The 17,824-nt window shown below is 67.8% G+C and carries 19 protein-coding genes; 10 read left to right on the forward strand and 9 right to left on the reverse strand.

Features of this window, described 5'->3' with window-relative positions; genetic code table 11:
• Window positions 1–32: 32 nt before the first annotated feature.
• On the forward strand, window positions 33–3,935 hold the full coding sequence (locus ACFVUS_RS06485) for a Pls/PosA family non-ribosomal peptide synthetase (protein WP_387762147.1): 3,903 nt from the start codon (window positions 33–35) through the stop codon (window positions 3,933–3,935).
• The gene (locus ACFVUS_RS06490; protein WP_387762148.1) at window positions 3,935–5,278 is read left to right on the forward strand and encodes a M1 family metallopeptidase; all 1,344 of its coding nucleotides are present in this window, start codon (window positions 3,935–3,937) and stop codon (window positions 5,276–5,278) included. Before ACFVUS_RS06485 ends, ACFVUS_RS06490 begins: the two co-directional genes overlap by 1 nt.
• Before the next feature lie 46 nt (window positions 5,279–5,324).
• On the opposite strand, the gene ACFVUS_RS06495 is transcribed toward ACFVUS_RS06490, so the two are convergent.
• The gene (locus tag ACFVUS_RS06495; RefSeq protein ID WP_387762149.1) at window positions 5,325–5,729 is read right to left on the reverse strand and encodes a 4-oxalocrotonate tautomerase family protein; all 405 of its coding nucleotides are present in this window, start codon (window positions 5,727–5,729) and stop codon (window positions 5,325–5,327) included.
• Between the two features lie 114 nt (window positions 5,730–5,843).
• Window positions 5,844–6,863, reverse strand: coding sequence for a DUF3089 domain-containing protein (locus tag ACFVUS_RS06500; RefSeq protein ID WP_387762150.1), 1,020 nt, complete (start codon window positions 6,861–6,863; stop codon window positions 5,844–5,846).
• Between the two features lie 128 nt (window positions 6,864–6,991).
• Here ACFVUS_RS06500 and ACFVUS_RS06505 point away from each other — a divergent pair, with 128 nt between their 5' ends.
• Window positions 6,992–7,597 (forward strand): TetR/AcrR family transcriptional regulator, encoded by a 606-nt coding sequence (locus tag ACFVUS_RS06505; protein ID WP_387762151.1) that lies wholly within the window; start codon window positions 6,992–6,994, stop codon window positions 7,595–7,597.
• Between the two features lies 1 nt (window position 7,598).
• On the forward strand, window positions 7,599–8,429 hold the full coding sequence (locus ACFVUS_RS06510; RefSeq protein ID WP_387762152.1) for a dienelactone hydrolase family protein: 831 nt from the start codon (window positions 7,599–7,601) through the stop codon (window positions 8,427–8,429).
• 4 nt (window positions 8,430–8,433) lie between these two features.
• Here the strand turns inward: ACFVUS_RS06510 and ACFVUS_RS06515 are convergent, their stop codons facing one another.
• Window positions 8,434–9,441 carry an LLM class flavin-dependent oxidoreductase gene (locus tag ACFVUS_RS06515; RefSeq protein ID WP_387762153.1) on the reverse strand — a complete coding sequence of 336 codons (1,008 nt, stop codon included), beginning with the start codon at window positions 9,439–9,441 and terminating at the stop codon, window positions 8,434–8,436.
• Window positions 9,442–9,638: 197 nt separating this feature from the next.
• On the opposite strand from ACFVUS_RS06515, the gene ACFVUS_RS06520 reads away from it, so the two are divergent.
• Window positions 9,639–10,007 carry a hypothetical protein gene (locus ACFVUS_RS06520; RefSeq protein WP_364635420.1) on the forward strand — a complete coding sequence of 123 codons (369 nt, stop codon included), beginning with the start codon at window positions 9,639–9,641 and terminating at the stop codon, window positions 10,005–10,007.
• An 11-nt stretch (window positions 10,008–10,018) separates the two neighbouring features.
• Here the strand turns inward: ACFVUS_RS06520 and ACFVUS_RS06525 are convergent, their stop codons facing one another.
• Together ACFVUS_RS06525 and ACFVUS_RS06530 are read right to left on the reverse strand one after the other, a co-directional pair.
• A complete protein-coding gene (locus ACFVUS_RS06525) occupies window positions 10,019–10,378 on the reverse strand; it encodes a hypothetical protein (RefSeq protein WP_387762155.1) in 360 nt (119 codons plus the stop codon).
• A 134-nt stretch (window positions 10,379–10,512) separates the two neighbouring features.
• Window positions 10,513–11,007 carry a carboxymuconolactone decarboxylase family protein gene (locus ACFVUS_RS06530; RefSeq protein ID WP_387762156.1) on the reverse strand — a complete coding sequence of 165 codons (495 nt, stop codon included), beginning with the start codon at window positions 11,005–11,007 and terminating at the stop codon, window positions 10,513–10,515.
• Window positions 11,008–11,241: 234 nt separating this feature from the next.
• Between ACFVUS_RS06530 and ACFVUS_RS06535 the strand changes: the two genes are divergently transcribed.
• A complete protein-coding gene (locus tag ACFVUS_RS06535) occupies window positions 11,242–11,502 on the forward strand; it encodes a GlsB/YeaQ/YmgE family stress response membrane protein (protein WP_387762157.1) in 261 nt (86 codons plus the stop codon).
• On the opposite strand, the gene ACFVUS_RS06540 is transcribed toward ACFVUS_RS06535, so the two are convergent.
• Both ACFVUS_RS06540 and ACFVUS_RS06545 read right to left on the reverse strand, forming a co-directional pair.
• Window positions 11,462–11,752, reverse strand: coding sequence for a hypothetical protein (locus ACFVUS_RS06540; RefSeq protein ID WP_387762158.1), 291 nt, complete (start codon window positions 11,750–11,752; stop codon window positions 11,462–11,464). The genes ACFVUS_RS06535 and ACFVUS_RS06540 overlap by 41 nt on opposite strands.
• A 97-nt stretch (window positions 11,753–11,849) precedes the next feature.
• The gene (locus ACFVUS_RS06545; protein ID WP_387762159.1) at window positions 11,850–12,707 is read right to left on the reverse strand and encodes an alpha/beta fold hydrolase; all 858 of its coding nucleotides are present in this window, start codon (window positions 12,705–12,707) and stop codon (window positions 11,850–11,852) included.
• A 193-nt stretch (window positions 12,708–12,900) separates the two neighbouring features.
• Between ACFVUS_RS06545 and ACFVUS_RS06550 the strand changes: the two genes are divergently transcribed.
• Window positions 12,901–14,112, forward strand: a complete 1,212-nt coding sequence (locus tag ACFVUS_RS06550; RefSeq protein ID WP_387762160.1) for a PucR family transcriptional regulator — start codon at window positions 12,901–12,903, stop codon at window positions 14,110–14,112.
• Window positions 14,113–14,119: 7 nt separating this feature from the next.
• On the opposite strand, the gene ACFVUS_RS06555 is transcribed toward ACFVUS_RS06550, so the two are convergent.
• Complete coding sequence (locus ACFVUS_RS06555) at window positions 14,120–14,968, reverse strand: phytanoyl-CoA dioxygenase family protein (protein ID WP_387762161.1); 849 nt, start codon at window positions 14,966–14,968, stop codon at window positions 14,120–14,122.
• Window positions 14,969–15,014: 46 nt separating this feature from the next.
• Between ACFVUS_RS06555 and ACFVUS_RS06560 the strand changes: the two genes are divergently transcribed.
• Window positions 15,015–15,635 carry a TetR/AcrR family transcriptional regulator gene (locus tag ACFVUS_RS06560; protein ID WP_387762162.1) on the forward strand — a complete coding sequence of 207 codons (621 nt, stop codon included), beginning with the start codon at window positions 15,015–15,017 and terminating at the stop codon, window positions 15,633–15,635.
• On the opposite strand, the gene ACFVUS_RS06565 is transcribed toward ACFVUS_RS06560, so the two are convergent.
• Window positions 15,586–16,296: a class I SAM-dependent DNA methyltransferase gene (locus ACFVUS_RS06565; RefSeq protein WP_387762163.1), complete on the reverse strand. Its 711-nt coding sequence runs from the start codon at window positions 16,294–16,296 to the stop codon at window positions 15,586–15,588. The genes ACFVUS_RS06560 and ACFVUS_RS06565 overlap by 50 nt on opposite strands.
• Window positions 16,297–16,482: 186 nt before the next feature.
• On the opposite strand from ACFVUS_RS06565, the gene ACFVUS_RS06570 reads away from it, so the two are divergent.
• The gene (locus ACFVUS_RS06570; protein ID WP_387762164.1) at window positions 16,483–16,650 is read left to right on the forward strand and encodes a hypothetical protein; all 168 of its coding nucleotides are present in this window, start codon (window positions 16,483–16,485) and stop codon (window positions 16,648–16,650) included.
• A 166-nt stretch (window positions 16,651–16,816) separates the two neighbouring features.
• The gene (locus ACFVUS_RS06575) at window positions 16,817–17,821 is read left to right on the forward strand and encodes a saccharopine dehydrogenase NADP-binding domain-containing protein (protein WP_387762165.1); all 1,005 of its coding nucleotides are present in this window, start codon (window positions 16,817–16,819) and stop codon (window positions 17,819–17,821) included.
• Window positions 17,822–17,824: the final 3 nt, after the last annotated feature.

Genomic DNA, 17,824 nt, shown 5'->3' on the forward strand with positions numbered 1-17,824 from the left:
TGAACAGTTCTATGAGAGGTGGGCACGACGCCATGCAGCAGTCCCCGGTCGATACGGCGATGGGCGCCAGCCCGTTGCTGCGGGCCACATTGGCGCCACCTGCCCGGACGCTGGTCGAGCTGCTGGCCGCCACCGCGGCCGAGTTCCCCGAGGCCCCCGCCATCGACGATGGCGAGGCGGTGCTCAGCTATTCGGAGTTGCTGACCGAGATCGATCTCGAGGTCGGCCGCCTGGCCGCGGCGGGTGTGCGCGCCGGAGACCGCGTCGGCGTGCGCATGCCGTCCGGCACCCGGGCGCTCTACATCACCATCCTCGCCGTGCTGCACGCCGGCGCCGCGTATGTCCCCGTGGACGCCGATGATCCGGACGAGCGGGCGCGCCTGGTCTTCGGCGAGGCGAAGGTGAGCGCCATCGTCACCGGCGACGGCATCGAAAGCACCGGCGCGACAACGGAATCGGCGGACGGAGCGGTGGCGGCGGGTACGACCGCACATCCCACCCCGGCCGATGACGCCTGGATCATCTTCACCTCCGGTTCCACCGGAACACCCAAAGGCGTTGCGGTGACCCATCTCAACGCCGCCGCCTTCGTCGACGCCGAGGCGCGGCTGTTCCTGCAATCCGAACCCATCGCCCCCGGCGACCGGGTGCTGGCCGGGCTCTCGGTCGCCTTCGACGCCTCCTGCGAGGAGATGTGGCTGGCGTGGCGGCACGGGGCCTGCCTGGTGCCCGCACCGCGCGCGCTGGTGCGCACCGGCGCGGATCTGGGTCCGTGGCTGGTGCGCCGCGAGATCAGCATCGTCTCCACCGTGCCGACGCTGGCCGCCACCTGGCCCGCCGAGGCGCTGGATTCGGTGCGGCTGCTCATCTTCGGCGGTGAGGCGGTACCGCCGGAACTGGCGGAGCGACTGGCGGGCACGGCGGACCGTGAGGTCTGGAACACCTACGGCCCCACCGAAGCCACCGTGGTGGCGTGCGCGGCGCTGCTCAACGGCGACTGGCCGGTGCGCATCGGCCTGCCGCTGGACGGCTGGGATCTGACCGTCATCGACGCCGCCGGAAATCCGGTGGCCGAGGGCGAATCCGGGGAGCTGGTCATCGGCGGCGTCGGCCTGGCCCGCTATCTGGACCCGGCCAAGGACGCGGAGAAGTACGCGCCACTGGAATCGGTCGGCTGGGAACGCGCCTACCGCAGTGGCGATCTGGTGCGCAATGACAGCGCCGGACTGGTGTTCCTGGGTCGCGCCGACGATCAGATCAAACTCGGCGGGCGGCGCGTCGAACTCGGTGAGATCGATAACGCGCTCCAGCACCTGCCCGGCGTGACCGGTGGTGCGGCGGCGATTCGAACCACCAAGGCGGGCAATAAGATTCTGGTCGGCTATCTGACCGGACCGGGCGCGGACTACGACATCAAGGCCGCGCGCGCCATTCTCGCCGAACAGCTGCCCGCCCCGCTGGTGCCCCGGCTCGCGGTGGTCGCGGATATGCCGACCCGCACCTCGGGCAAGGTCGATCGCGACGCCCTGCCGTGGCCGCTGCCCAAGGTGACCGAGGTCGATCCGGGACTCACCCCGACCGAACAGTGGGTCGCGGGGCTGTGGGATTCGATTCTCGGCGCGGAGGTCACCGATCCCAATGCCGACTTCTTCGATCTCGGCGGTGGTTCGCTCGCGGCCGCACAGCTGGTGACCGGACTGCGCGAACGGCATCCGCAAATCACCGTCGCCGATCTCTACGATCAGCCCCGGCTCGGCGCGCTCGCCGCGATGCTGGACGCCCGGGCTCCGGTCGCGGCCGTTCAGGAACGCGTGGTGCGGCCGGTGCCGTTGCCCGCGCAGCTGTTCCAGGTGCTGGCCACCATTCCGCTCACCACGCTGACCGGTCTGCAATGGCTCACCTGGCTGGCCATCGTCGGCAATATCGCGGCCTGGAACGGATCGCTGCCGTGGCTGCCGCACCTGTCGTGGTGGTGGGCGCTGATCGCCTTCCTGCTGTTCATCTCGCCGCCGGGCCGAATGGCGCTGTGCGTGGCCGGTTCCCGGGTGCTGCTGAGCAATGTGCAGCCGGGCGACTATCCACGCGGCGGGCTCGTTCACCTGCGGCTGTGGACGGCCGTGCGGCTGTCCGAGGCCAGCGGGGCCGAGAATCTATCCGGCGCACCGTGGATGGTGCCGTTCGCGCGCGCCCTGGGCTCGCGCATCGGCAAGGGCGTCGATCTGCACACCCTGCCACCGGTGACCGGCATGCTCGAACTCGGGGACGGATGCAGTGTGGAACCCGAGGTCGATCTCTCGGGCTACTGGATCGACGGCGATACCGTGCACATCGGCCCGATCAGCATCGGCCCGGGCGCGGTGGTCGGCGCGCGCTCGATTCTGCTGCCCGGCACCAGGATCGGGCGCAATGCCGAGATCGCGCCGGGCTCGGCGGTCTCCGGACGGGTCAAGGCCGAACAGGCATGGGCCGGGTCCCCCGCGGTGAAAGTCGGTAAGGCACAGCACGGCTGGCCCGACAACACGCCCGCGCGGGCGGCGCACTGGGTCGCCGTCTTCGGCATCACCTCGATGGCGCTGGCGGCGGTGCCGATTCTGGCGCTCGGCTCCGGCGGTGCGTTCATCGCCTGGTGGATTCGCGATACCGCAACGCTCACAGCGGGTCTCGGGCGCGCGTTCGCCATCCTGCCGGTCGCGGCACTGCTGTGCCTGGGCGTGTACGCCGCGGTGACGATCATCGCGGTGCGGCTGTTCAGCATCGGGCTCACCGCCGGATATCACCCGGTGCGCAGCCGGGTGGGCTGGCAGGCGTGGTCCACCGAACGACTGCTCGATTCGGCGCGCACCTTCCTTTTCCCGCTCTACGCAAGCCTTTTGACCCCGGTGTGGCTGCGCCTGCTCGGCGCGAAGGTCGGCAAGCACGTGGAGGCGTCCACGGTGCTGTTGCTGCCCAAGTTCACCACGGTTGCCGACGGCGCGTTCCTGGCCGATGACACCATGATCGCCAGTTACGAACTCGGCGGCGGCTGGCTGCATATCGGTGAGGCCAAGGTCGGCAAGCGCGCGTTCCTCGGCAATTCCGGTATGACCGCGCCCGGCCGCCGGGTGCCCAAGAACGGGCTGGTCGCGGTGCTCTCGGCCGCGCCGTCCAAGGCCAAGGCGGGTTCGTCCTGGCTGGGCAGTCCGCCGGTGCGCCTGCGCCGTACGGCCGGAACCTCCGATACCGCACGCACTTTCGATCCGTCCTGGCGGCTGCGGGTGGCGCGCGGCATCGTCGAGACCTGCCGCCTGATTCCGGTGCTGGTGACCTTCGCCATCGGGCTGGGCGTGCTGTTCACCCTGGCCTGGCTTGCCCAGGAGATCGGGCACCTAGGCACGGCGCTGCTGAGCGGGCTGGTACTGCTGGCCGCCGGTGCGGTCGCGGGCGTGACCTCGGTCATCGCCAAATGGTTGCTGGTCGGGCGAATCGGCACCGAGGAGCATCCGCTGTGGAGCTCGTTCGTATGGCGCAATGAAGTCGCGGACACATTCGTGGAACATGTTGCCGCACCATGGTTCGCGCGCGCCGCAACGGGTACGCCGGTACTGAATCTGTGGCTGCGCGGACTCGGCGCGAAGATCGGGCGCGGGGTATGGTGCGAGTCCTATTGGCTTCCGGAGGCTGACCTGGTGACTCTCGGTGACGGCGCGACCGTCGAGCGCGGCTGCGTGGTGCAGACCCATCTGTTCCACGATCGAATCATGGCCATGGACACCGTAACCCTCGGCGCGGGAGCCACTTTGGGCCCGCACTGCGTGGCACTGCCCGCCTCCGGAATCGGTGCGGGCGCGACGGTCGGACCCGCGTCGCTGGTGATGCGCGGGGATACCGTGCCGCCGTCCACGAGATGGTGGGGCAACCCCATCGCGCCGTGGCCGAACACCGGAGCGGCCGAGTGATGCCGAACAAGTTCGCCGATGAGCCCATCGATGATTACCTGCCGCAGAACGGTAATCGCGGCTACCGGGTGTCCAGGTATGAGCTGGAGCTGATCTACAAGGTAGCCAGCAACCGGCTCAGCGGGCGCGCGGAGATCACCGCGGTCACCACCGAGGTACGGGAACGGTTCGCACTGGACCTGTCCCAGGCGCTGGCCGTGTCCAAGGTGTTCGTCAATGGCACCCGGGCCGCGAAATACGCGCACCAGCAAGGCAAATTGGTGATCACGCCCGCACAGCGGATTCCCGCCGGGGGCGTGCTGGCGCTGGTCATCCAGTACACCGGCGTGCCCAAGCCGGTGCGCGGGCCGTGGGGTGAGGTCGGCTGGGAGGAACTCACCGAGGGTGCGCTGGTGGCCAGTCAGCCCAATGGCGCGGCGTCCTGGTACCCGTGTGACGACCATCCGAGTTCCAAAGCGTCCTACCGGATTTCGATCACCACCGACACCCCGTACTACGCGCTGGCCAATGGCACCCTGATGCGCAAGCAGACCAAGGCCAGCCAGACCACCTGGGTGTACGAACAGACCGAGCCGATGGCCACCTATCTGGCCACCATCCAGATCGGGCCCTATCGCAAACACCGCCTGGAGGCCCCGCGCGGTGCGGTCCCCATGCAGGCGGTGCTCCCGGTCCGGCTGCGCGCCGCCTTCGATCATGATTTCGCGCGGCAGCCGCACATGATGGAGGTCTTCACCGATCGGTTCGGGCCGTACCCGTTCGACGGCTACACCGTCGTCATCACCGATGACGAGTTGGAGATCCCGATCGAGGCGCAGGGCATATCGGTGTTCGGCGCGAACCACTGCGACGGCCATCGCGGCTCGGAACGCCTTGTCGCGCACGAACTCGCGCACCAGTGGTTCGGCAACAGCCTCACCCTGCGGCAGTGGCGCGATATCTGGCTGCACGAGGGTTTCGCCTGCTACGCCGAATGGATCTGGTCCGAGGCCTCGGGCGGGCAGAGCGCGGATCAGCTGGCCCGCTCGGCCCATCACATGCTCTCGCGGCATCCGCAGGACATCCTGATCGGCGATCCGGGGCCCACCCGCATGTTCGACGATCGCGTCTACAAGCGTGGCGCGCTGGCCCTGCACGCGCTGCGCCTGCACCTGGGCGATCCGAAGTTCTTCAACCTGCTGCGCGAGTGGACCACCCGCTATCGGCATTCATCGGTGACCACCGATGAATTCACCGATCTGGCAGGCCATTACAGCTCGACCCCGCTGCGACCGCTGTGGGACGGCTGGCTCTACAGCCTGCCGCTCCCCCACCTGCCGCCGCCCCGGGTGCTGAGCGCGTAACCCGCGTACACGCTCAAGCCGTCCGCGTTGCGGAAAGCGCCGCCGCTCAGTCTTTTTCGGTGGGGTCGATGCGGCGGCGGGCCAGCTGGGTGATGCCGTTGTAGCCGTAGCTCTCACCGTCGAGTTCGTAGAGCGCCACGTAGGCCGCGCCGGGCAGTGCGCCCAGCCGGGTGTTCAACGCGTCGTAGGCGTGGTCGATGAAGGCGGCCTTCTCCTGGGATGTGTTGGTACCGGCGGTGATACTGACCTCGAGGTGTGCGCCGGTGACCCCGGTGGGCCGGGTCGCGCCGACGAACCAGCGATCGGCCGGAACCAGGTTCAGGTGTACGACGGTCACCTCGGGCTCCTTGAGGAGATCTTTCTCCAGCAGGGCGGTGATATCGGCGGCCAGGCCGGCCTGGGTGTCCGGTGCCAGATCCGGATCGGCAATGGTGATGCGCACGAACGGCATTGGTACGACTCCTGCTCCAAGGGGTGGGCCTTCGAATCTAGAACGATTCGACGGCCTCCCCCGGGCGCAGAACACGCCAGTATGCGGCCCCGATACGCCAACCGGGCCGAACGCTCAGCGACCCCGATAGGCCAGGCTCTGCGCCGCCACCAGATCCACCAGATCCTGTTGCGCGAGATTGGTATCGAGCAGATGGGTGCCCCAGGTCTGATCCGGGAGCGCGGGCAGCAGCGCCGCGCCGGGGCCCTCGACCAGCAGGACGTGCGCGCCGTCGCCGGTGGTGCAGCGGGCGTGCAGGGTATCGATCTCACGGCCCGCGACCACCGCGTGGATCGGGGCATCGGCGTTGTCCCGCAACGACGCCGGATTCGTGCAGAGCACGTCGTAGCCGGGGCCGTAGGGCAGCGTGCCGCGCACCTCGGAGACGTCCGGGGTCGCGGGCGAGCGGCCGAAGCGGGTGTTCGACGGGGGCGTGCGGGTGTAGGACGAGTAGGCGATGACACAGCCGGTCTGCGCCACCTCGGTGCACGCCGGGACGGTCGGGAAATCGCCGCCGACCTTCGCGCCCTTCGGGACCAGCACGTCGCCGCCGAGCAGCAGGGCCGAAACCAATTGGGACTGTGCCGGTTTGCCGTCGATCTCATTGCGGATGAGCGAGCGCAGCATGCGGGTGCCCTGGGAATGGCTGATGAGCACCACACCGCGGCCGCCATTGTGGTTGGCCAGGTAGTCGTTCCACGCGTTCACCACATCCTGGTACGCGAGATCCCGTGCGGCGGCGACGCCTTCGGCGGTCGGGTTGAACAGCGCTTTGAGCGTCACCTGGCGGTACACCGGGGCCCACACATCGCAGTCGGCGTCGAAGGGCCTCGCCTGCATGCCCGCGACCGCCCGCAGTTCCGCCGAGGTCGCGAAGTCCGCGTTCGTCGACTGTTCGAGCGAGGCGGTCGGGTAGACGTAGAAACAGTCGATCGGCGCACCCGAGCGACCACCGCACGGGTCCGCGGCCTGGCCGGGACGGCACAGCCAGGTGGTGCCGGAATCGGCCGCGGCGGGCGGGGCGGCGAATGCCGAGGCGAGGGTGAGAATCGCCGCGCCGAGGACCGAGGATACGGCGGGGAATCGCATCGTCATCACCAAACTCCTTGTCGCCGTGGCGGGAACGCACGCCGGGATCGCGGCTGAGCCTACCCGGCCCGGCTCCGATTCCGGATCACCCGGACCGGTTGGCAAGAACGATCAACTGATACATAATCACCGTTATGCCAAAACAGGTCGACGCGGTGCGGCAGCGCCGGACCATCGCCGCCGCGGCGGTCTCGGTGATCGGGGCCGCCGGAATCGACGGGACGCGATTGCGCGATGTCGCCGCCGCCGCGAATGTCACCACGGGCGCGGTCACGCACTATTTCGACGGGAAGGACGCGGTACTCGAGGCCGCGCTCGAAGAGGTGGTGCGGCGGGTGCTCGAACGGCCCGATACCGACTCCCCCGCCGATGTCCGGGCCTGTATCGATATCTCCGCGAGCTATCTGCCCCTGAACGCCGAAAGCCTCGGCGAATGGCGGGTGTGGCTGGCCTTCTGGGCACGGGCCATGACCGATGACCGATTGCGCGCGGTGCATCGGCGGTACTACTCCGCGATCGTCGAGCGCATCGCCGACCGGGTGTCGACGCTGCGGACGACGCCGCCGACTCGCGCGGAGGCGATCGCCTGCGCGGACGCGGTGCTCGCGGCCGTCGACGGCGTCGGGTGCCGGACCGTGTTGGAACCCGAGGCCTGGCCCGCCGAGCGGCAACGACAAGCGCTTTCGATGCTGCTTCTACCCATGCTCACCGCGTTCGCGGCGGGAAATCAGGAGTTCTGAGATGACCCAGCAGGATATGTCCGCCGATGATGCGCTGGCGGACTTCACCATTCGTGAGATCACCCTCGAAAACGTCAGTAAGCGGGTCTATCTCGCGGGCACCGGCCCGGCGGTGATCGTGATGACCGAGATGCCGGGCATCAGCCCGCACGTGGCGCGCTTCGCACGCTGGGTCCGCGATGCCGGATTCACCGTGTATATGCCGTCGCTGTTCGGCCGGGACGGTGTGGTCGCGAGTGCGGACGAGGGCATGCGGGTCTTCCGCAAGGCGTGCGTGAGTGCGGAATTCCGCGCGTTCGCCGCCGGCGAATCCAGTCCGGTCACCGGCTGGTTGCGCGCGCTGGCGCGGTTGGCGCACGCCGAATCCGGCGGTCCGGGCGTCGGCGCGATCGGCATGTGCTTCACCGGGAATTTCGCGCTCACCATGATGCTGGAGCCGTCCGTGCTCGCGCCGGTGCTGTCGCAACCCACGCTGCCGCTGAATGATCCGGCCGGATTGGAGATCGCGCCCGAGGAGCTCGCGGCGGTGCGGGATCGGCTCGACCGCGATGACCTCACCGTGCTGGCGTATCGCTTCGCGGGCGATAAGTTCTGCCGCGCACAGCGTTTCGCGGCGTATCAGGACGCGCTGGGCGACCGGTTCATCGGCACCGTGCTACCCGACGCGGCCGCCAATACCGATACGGCCCCGTTCTTCTCGGTGCACGTGGATACCCCGCACAGCGTCGTCACCGCCCATCTCATCGACGAGGCGGGACAGCCGACCGTCGCCGCCCGCGATGAGATTCTCGCCTTCTTCGGGCAGCGCCTCACCGCGGCGACACGACCCTGAGGTCCTACTTGGCGACCGGTTCGCGCGCTGCCATGGTCTGCCCGGTGAGCTCCACCGAGCGCACCCGGTCTTCGATCTTGGTGGCGTGGTGGGCCAGGATGAGTTCGTCCGCGCCGATCCCGGCGGCGAAATCCTCCAGTCCGGCAACGACTTCGGCGGGTGTGCCCGCGAAGGTGTAGGTGGTCATCTTCGCCAGGTGCGAGCCATTGGGCGTGCTGAGGAACAGATCGATCTCCTCATCGGAGAACTCCTGCGCGGCCGCACCGCGCTGGAGCATGCCGCGCGCCCGCGCCCGGTAGGCGATCTGCTTCTGCTCCTGGGCCTGCGCGTGATCATCGGCGGCGAAGACGTTCGCGGCCGCCATCACATACGGTTCGGCGAGCTGCTCGGAGGGTTTGAAGCCGTCCCGGTACGCCTCGACGGCCTGGTACAACGCGTCCGGCGCGAAATGCGAGGCGAAGGCATAGGGCAGACCCAGATGCGCGGCCAACTGCGCGCCGAACAGCGAGGAGCCCAGAATGTACAGCGGCACAATGCCTTCCGCGCGCGGTACGGCATTGATACCCGGAATGCGCGAATTGCCGGAGAGATACCCCTGCAACTCCAGCACATCCTGCGGGAAGGTGTCCGCCGAGGACGGATTGCGGCGCAACGCCCGCATGGTGGCCTGATCACTGCCGGGCGCACGCCCGAGACCGAGATCGATGCGGCCCGGGAACAGCGCCTCCAGCGTCCCGAACTGTTCGGCGATCACCAGCGGCGAATGATTCGGCAGCATGATCCCGCCCGCGCCGAGCCGAATGCTCTCGGTCTGGGTGGCCACGTGCCCGATCAGCACGCTGGTCGCGCTCGAGGCGATGGACTTCATATTGTGGTGCTCCGCGTACCAGACCCGCCGATGTCCACTGCGTTCCGCGGCCTGGGCCAGCAGCACGCTGTTGCCGAAACTGTCACGCGCGGTCTGACCGGGCGCGATAACCGCCAGGTCCAGGAGGGACAGTGCGACGGGCATCGGGGCCGCCTTTCTGATTCGGAAATATCGGCAGCGCGGGAAACTCCGCGCGCATACCTTCCCTTCAAGGCATCTCTACCCGAAGTTATGCCCGCGCGCCGGTGCCGGTCCGCTCACACCGCCCGGCGCAGGTGCCCGACACGCGCAGTCCCGCCGGTTACGGCCCACCGGTTCGCCCAGGTGAGACCCTTGCCGCTGTGACCGACTCGCTGATGATGGCCGCGATAGAGAGCTTCTCCCAGACGGTGAATTCGCACGCCGCCGAAGCGGCCGGGCGGCCCCTACCCCGGGTGCGATGGATGTGGGATTGCTGCGCCCACTTCACCGACACCGATCCGGAATTCTGCGGCACCATCGACCCCGATATCCCGGCGATCGAGGCCAGCGCGCAACTCCAGCAGTGGGCCATCGCGTTGAACATGGTCGAGTCGACCACCGACCGCGAAGCCGCCGAAGGCCGCCGCTCGTTCTCCGGCCACCTGGCCAATGTGCGCCTGCGCCTCACCGCGGCCGTCGAATCCCTCACCCCCACAACCGAAACCCAGCCGCTGCTGATCATGTCCTGATCGAGGAAGAGCTAGGCGAGCATGGCCAGTGTCAGGGCCGCGAGCAGCGAGATGCCGAACGCGGCCGCGACGGCGCAAACCAGGGAGAAGATCAGGCGGGGGCGCAGTGCCTGGGCGATGAAGTAGCCCGCCAGGCCGCCGAGCGCGGCCAGCACGAACCCCTCGCCCATCACCAGGTAGTAGACCGAGGCCGCGGCCGCGTTCAGCGCGTCGGCGAGTCCGGTGGCCTTGTCGCCGAACGGAATCGGGAAGCGGTAGGCGATGCCGATGATGGCCGCCGAGAACGGGGCCGTGAGGATTGCGGCGATCAGGCCCCAGGCGGCGACGGTCCAGGGCACCAGTGCGCTGGTCCCATCCGTTTCGATGCGCATATGTCCGCCTCCCGATTCCACGTAGCTGAATCGTAGAGTCACCGCGATCGATGTTCGCCCAGGACCGTCGCCGCGAGCGCCGCCGGGCGGGTCGTGCACGACGATCCGCCCCGCTCAGCGCCGATATGCTCGAATCAGGGAGCGGGCCAGTCGTTCTCGGTGTCCGCGACCTTGTTGACGTAGTTGGTCAGGGTTTGCAGCGCCACCAGGGCGATGATCTCCAGGATCTGTTCCTCGGTCCAGCCCGCCGCCAGCGCGGCTCTCGGATCGGCTTGCCCCCGGCTTCGGGTGAGATCGCGGGCGAAGGCCACGGCGGCGGCCTCTTTGGCATCGGCGGAGGTGCCCGCCTTGGCGGCTTCGATTTCGGCGGCGGTGAGCTTGGCGACGCGGGTACCCGTGAAGGTGTGCGCGGCAACGCAATACCCGCAGTCATTGGCCGCGCCGACCGCGAGGGCGATGCGTTCGGAGGTCGGGGCGGGCAGTGCGCCGTGCTTGAGCGCTCCGGCCAGACCCAGATAGCCCTCGAGTACGGCGGGCGAATTCGCCATCACCTTGGTCATATTGGGCACCCGGCCCATGCGCTTGCGCACTTCGTCCAGGAGCGGGGCTTGTTCGACGGGCTTGATCATGTCACCGAATCTAGGAGCGGTGCGGGCGGGCACCGGGGTACATCCGACGCCACGGTGCGGACAGTCGACGCCAGCGCGTCCACCCGGAAGCAAACGGACGGCGGCCGCACCCGTACCGGGTATGGCCGCCGCGTTATTCGGCTATTTGGATTGCTGGACAGTTACTATCGATCAATACCGACCGTTCAAAGGCGCTGCCGAGCGGTCGTCCGGACTCGGATAGGAGAACATCCCATGCTAGGTCTCGGAATTCTGGGTTGGATCATTATCGGTGGTCTGGCCGGGTGGATTGCCAGTAAATTGATGAAGACCGATGCTCAGCAGGGCATCATGCTCAATATCGTGGTCGGCGTTATCGGTGGTTTGCTGGGCGGATTCCTGCTGAAGATACTCGGGGTGGATGTGCACGGCGGCGGATTGTGGTTCAGCTTCTTCACCTGCCTGGGCGGCGCGGTTATTCTGCTATTCCTCGTGAGCCGTTTCGCAGGACGCTGATCGAATTGCCCACGCGCGCGCGGTGATGTTCGATGCGCACCACCGCCGCGCCCGTGGCCAGGCACAACGCGCTGGTGAGCACACCGGTCAGGGACCAGCCGTCGAAGCCGGAGTCGGCGGCGCTCAGCGTTGATCCGAGGATGAGAATTCCGAAAAGCAGCAGGGCCAGGCCCGGACCGTTGACGGTATCGAGGATGGATTCTCCGGTGCGCGCTCCGGTGGTGTTCGAATAGCTCGCTTGGTGACTCATCGAGGGGTTCTCCTTCGGCTGGTCGATTCCCCAACCTCCCAGGAATGCCCGACCGCGCTCGCGCCAAACGAGGCAATGTGACCCGGTCAGCGCGTCGTCAGCGTGTCGGCGTCGTGTCGCCGCGCAGGAGCCAGGCGAGAAGATCGGATTCGACTTCCTCGCGATTGATCTCATTGAGGATTTCGTGCCGCGCGCCCGGATATATCCGATAGGTGAGATCGGTCAGCCCGGCCGCGCGATACCGTTCCACGAGCAGATCGCTGAGCCGCAGACCGGCATTGAGCGGATCGCGGTCGCCGACCATGACATACACCGGCAGATCGGTCGGTACGGTTTTCGGGTCCGAAAGCCGTTGCGCCGCAACCTCGGCCAGCGCTCCCATATTGGCGGGATCGATCTCGAACCCGCACCAGGGATGCGCGATATAGGCGTCCACCTGCGCCTCGTCGCGGCTGAGCCAATCCGCGGCGGTTCGCACGGGCTGGAACTCCGCGTTGAACAGCTCCAGCAGCTCACCGCCCGCCGCGGCGATGACCTCGAAGAGTCCGTCGACCGCTGTGCTGCCGCACAACACCACATCGTCGACCAGCGCGGAATGGTCCAGAATGTACTGCTGCACCGCGAAGGAACCGAGACTGTGCCCGAACAGCACGAGCGGCACCCCGGTATGCCGCTCCCGCAGCAGCCCGGTGAGCGTGACCAGGTCGTTCACCAGCAGATTCCAGCCGTCCGCACCGAGGTCGCCCGGTGCGCCCGCCATGCTGTGCCCGTGTCCGCGATGATCGTTGGCGTACACCGCGTACCCGTGCGCGGTGAGCCGTTCGGCCAGGTGTCCGTAGCGCGCGGCGTACTCCCCCATACCGTGCGCGATCTGCACGATGCCGACCGGCGTTCCGGTCGGCAACCATTCGCGCACATGGATTTTCACGCCGTCGCCGCTGGTGAAGGTGAACACGGGCCGCTCCTCGCAATCGTCAGGTCGCGGACGATCCTCGCAGTGTGCGACCGCCGAGCCCATGGGTGCGCGAACAACATCGCCGTCGGGCATTTGTTCCGACCGACAATCACACCGGCGGTAAGCTGGGACGATGCCGCGCGCAGTACCTTCCGAGACAATCAGAACAGTACCGTCCGAGACGATCAGAGCAGTGCCGCCCGAGACAAACGGAACAGTGCCGCCCGCGGCGATTATCGAAGTGGCCGACGCACTCCTGGAACGCATCGACGATCTCGGGTTGGCGCTGGCACAGCGGTTCCAGCGAGAGCTCGAGTCCTATCGCAATGCCGCGCAGGTGCCGTTCGATTCCATTCGCATCTCCTGCACCCGCAATCTGACGCTGATGATCCGGCACTTCACCTCCACCATCCCGGTGGATCCGGAGCCGCCGAAGGAGACCGGACGACTGCGCGCCCAGCAGGGCGTCCCGCTGGCGGAAACCCTGCACGCCTTCCGCATCGGCTTCGAATTCCTCTGGTCCGAACTGGTTTCCGAGGCGCACCGGCACCCGGGCGTCACCGATGCCATGCTGGTGGCCGTTGCCGCCGAGGTCTGGGCGCTGTCCGGTGAGTACGCGGTGGCGGTGGCGACCGCCTATCGCGAAATGTCCTCGGAGCTACTGCTACAACGCGAGCATGAGCGCTCGGTACTGGTCGAGGCCCTGTTCACCGGCGTGATCGCGGATCCGGCCACCCTCGGCGAGACGACCCGCATTCTCGGACTCCCCGCCACCGGGAGCTATCTTGTCGCCGCCGCCGATGTCCCCGCCCCCGGCCGGGAAGCCTTGCCCGGCATCGAATCCGCACTCCGGACACTCGGGGTCACCTCGGCCTGGCGACTGCTCCCGGATCAGCAGATCGGCGTGCTGGCGGTACCCGCCGACCGAGAGAGCGCCGCGCTCAAAGCACTGCGCAAACATCACGCCCGGGTGGGCATCAGCCCGCCGTACGAATCACTGCCGGAGACCCCGCAGGCACTGCATTTCGCCCGGCTGGCGCTGACCGGTCTGCGCGGACGCGCGTCCGGCGTAGCGCGTTTCGACGATAATCCCCTGGCCATGCTGATCGCCGCGGCCCCCGTCGAGGCCGCCCGCATGGTCCGGGTGGAACTGGGCTCGATCCTGGCGCTGCCGTACGAGGAGCGGCACCGCCTGCTCGAAACCCTCGAAACCTGGTATGCCGCACACGGATCCGCCGCCGACACCGGCAGTCGCCTCTTCCTGCACGCCAATTCGGTCCGGTACCGGCTGCGCCGCATCGAGGAACTCACCGAACGCTCGCTCACCGATCCGGCCGATGCGACCGCCCTCGGCATCGCACTACAGGCGTACGCCCTGCTCCCCGAACCGACAGCGGGCGGTTGACCTCGGACTATTCCGGAGCCTCCAGCAGTCGTTTGGGGTGCATGCCGTCGACCTGGCCGATGAAGGGCGGATGGATGCTGTAGCCGAGCATGCGGCGGATGTCCTCGTTCACCGTGCGCGCGATGTGGTGCGGGGTGGACAGGGTGAAGGCTTCCTGTGGCCGGAGCCAAGGTTCGCAGTACTGGGCGGTGACCGCCATGCGCGGGCCGGTGGACCGGTTCGGGCCGCCGCCGTGCCAGAGCGTGCCGAGGAAGAAGACGCAGGATCCCGGGGACATGACCACCGGGCGGCGTTCCGAATCCGATTGCGGTAGTTCAGCTCCCCACTCCTGGCTGCCGGGCACGATCTCGGTCGCGCCATTGCTGTCGGTGAATTCGTCGATGGCCCAGATGGTGGCGGCGCTGAGGGCTTTGCGGGGCCGCGGCAGCGGGTAGAAGCCGTCATCGGTGTGCAGCATCTGAGCGGATTCACCGGGCAGGATATTGATGACCTGGAGCATGGACAGCAGATAGTTCGGCATCAGCAGGCGATCGAGCAGGGCGAGCACCCGGGGATGGGCGGCCAGGCGGTCGCAGCTGCGGGTCTTGTTCAGCACACTGTAGATGCGCTGGGTGGCATGGCCTTCGAAGTTGTTGCGGCCCTTGAGGTTCAGCAGCGAGTCGACGTCATCGTGGATGGCCGCCAACTCATCGGCGCTGAGCAGATCCGGCAGGATCACGTACCCGTCGCGCAGGACGGCGGCCAGGTCGGCGTCCACCACGGCCGGGTCGACGGTGCCGCCGCTGCTTTCCGTCCGGCGGTACTTTCCGGCCAGGTCACCGGCCAGATCGGTGACGGATGAGACTTCGGCGCTCACTGCGTACCTCCGTTTAACATAACTGAGTTCTGTTATGCTTCGGAGCATGGCACGGGCTCCCCTGGGACGTCAACAACTTCTCGATGCCGCCCGCGCGGAGCTGGTGGCCGCCAATGGCGTGGTGGATCTGAACGCGCTCAAACGGCGATCCGGTTTGAGCACCGGGGCGCTCTATCACCACTTCGGCTCCAAAGCCGGTCTGCTGGTGGCGATCTACGAGGAATTCCACGCCGGACTGGTGGCCGCCATCGCCGATGACACCATCGCCGATGAGCTCGGCTGGGGTGCGCGCGAACGCGCCCGCACCCGCAATTTCGTGGCCTATCACTTCGCCGATCCACTGTCCGAGCTGCTGCTGGGCCGGATCAGCACCGAACCCGAGGTCGCCGAGGTGGAGGCCGCCACGCTGGCGCGCATCATCGAATCGGCGGGCCGCAATATCCGTTCGGGTCAGGAATCGGGCGAACTGGACCCGAGCATCGATCCGGAACTGGCCGGGGCCTGCGTGATGGGCGCGCTGCGGCACGGTATCGCCGAACAGCTGCGCCGCCACCCCAGACCCGCGGTCGAGGACGCGACCGAGGGGCTGTGGCGGTTCATCGCCGCCGCGGTGGGCGTCACGCCGGTCGCGCCCGGGGTCGGTCCAGCGTCCACACCAGCGCCATAGTGAATGGATGACCGCGCAGTTCGGTCCATTTGGGTTTGCGCGTCAGCCAGGCGTCGTCCACCACCGCCTCGGCGACCTCGGTCAACCGCCATCCGGCCGCCACGCCCGCGGCGACATGCTCACCGAACATGTGCAGATGCGTGCTGATGGCAACGGGCGCACCGGATTCGGGCGTGTAGTGGGTGGGCATACCGGTCACCATCATGAATTGCGGGTGATAGGCGACCAGCACGAACCTCGCGCCGGGAGCCGCGAGCCGGCGCGCCTCGGCGTAGAAGGGCGTCAACTCGGGCAGGTGCTCATCGATCAGCGAGGAGACGACCAGATCGTAAGCGCCGCCGGGTAATCCGGTCTCGCGCACATCGCCCTGCGTGAGCGTGGTGTGCGCGCCGCGCTCACGCGCGCGGGCGAGCATGCCCGCACTCAGGTCGACACCGTCGATATGGGTGATGCCGTGCGCGCGCAGCCAGCCCCCGGTGCGCCCGGTTCCGCAGCCCAGATCCACGGCCCGCCCGCTCCAGTGCACCCGCACCCGATCCAGCAGCGCCAGATCCATCTCGTCCATGACGGTGCGGTCGTAGGTCGGCGCCCAACCGTCATATCCGGTGGCCACCCCGACGGTCGGGTAGTTGCGGCGGTCGAAATCGGCGAAGGTCGGCATGGCGGCAGTATCGCGTGTCGAATGGGTCTCGGGCCAAGTAATTTTCGGCCAGCCGCGCCGAAACCCGGTGAACCGCAGCGATAGCGCCTAACCTGGGGTTTGTTTCAACTCGACCAAAACGGGAATGGCTGCTTTGCCCAACTGTCCTCGGCAGTCATAACGCGCAGAACGCAGGAGCAACCCAGCGTGAGCAGGAAAGCGAACACCCCGCAACTCGATCTCGACGATACGACCCAGAAGACCCGCAGCGGCGCGGACGCCTGTTGGCCCGAACCCAGTCCACTGGCGTCCTGGTGGGAAGAAGTGATGTTCGACGGCGCGGACGCCGGCAGCCGCCGGCGCGATATCGCCTGAACCGAAACGCTCGAAACGAATTCGATCGCGGCCCGCCCCGGATCAACGGCGGACCGCGGGCTCGCACGGCCGAACGAGAATGCGGCACAACCGAACTTGTCGGTGGGCGGGCCTACGCTCGATGGGCAGATTCGCATTTGCCCAGCAGCGTAAAGAGTTGATCTTCATGACTGTATTTGCCGTTTATGGGGCCACCGGCCATACCGGTCGCCTGGTTTCCGCCGAACTACTCGCCCGGGGCGCCGATGTCATTGTCTCCGGGCGGGATTCGGGCGCACTGGCCACGCTCGAAGCGACCCGCGCCATGCCCGCCGCGGTGGACGACCCCGCCGCCCTGCGCGCCCTGGCCGAGGCCGCCGACGTGCTCATTCACTGCGCCGGACCATTCACCAGCACCGGACTCCCACTCGCCACGGCCGCGGTCGAGGGTGGTTGTCACTATGTCGATCACGCGGTCGAGGTGCATCACGTCAAGCGCTTGTTCGACGATTTTCCCGACCGCGCGCAGCGGGCCGGGGTCACCCTGCTGCCCAGCGTGAGTTTCTATGGCGGACTGGGTGATCTGCTCGCGGGCGCGGTGGCGCGGGATATCCCGGATATCGACCGCATCACCGTGGCGTACGCGGTGAGCAATTGGATGATGACGCACGGTGCGGTGGAAACCGCGCGCCTGCTTTTCGCGGATACCGACCGGATCGGATTTTTCGACGGACAGCAGCAATACGGATTCGTGGAGCCGCGCAGCGCGATATTCGCCTTCCCGCCGCCGGTGGGGCCGCGACCGATGATCGCGCCGGTGCCCTTCCCCGAAACCGTCACCGTCCCCCGGCACACCCGCACCCGCGCGGTGGAGGCACAGCTCACCGCCGCCACCTTCGCCGAGGACCAGGCCTTCGCCAGCGAACACGTGGCGGCCGAGGCCCGCGCCGACAGCGAATTCACCATCACCGCACAGGTATTGGCCGGGCCGGGATCGGCCGCCGGAAATCTCCGGGGCCGCGATCTGTGGCGAGCCGCGGCACTGGCGTCGGTGGAGGCGGCGGTCCGGCTCGCCGGAGGCGCGGCCAAGGCCGGAGTGGCCAGTCCCGCCGAGGCTTTCGACGCCACCGAATTCCTCACCACGCTCGCGAACAGCGGCGCGTTCACCCTCGACCTGCCCGCGAAGGCGTGAGAA

This window comes from Nocardia sp. NPDC058058 (assembly GCF_042885355.1).
Lineage (GTDB): Bacteria > Actinomycetota > Actinomycetes > Mycobacteriales > Mycobacteriaceae > Nocardia.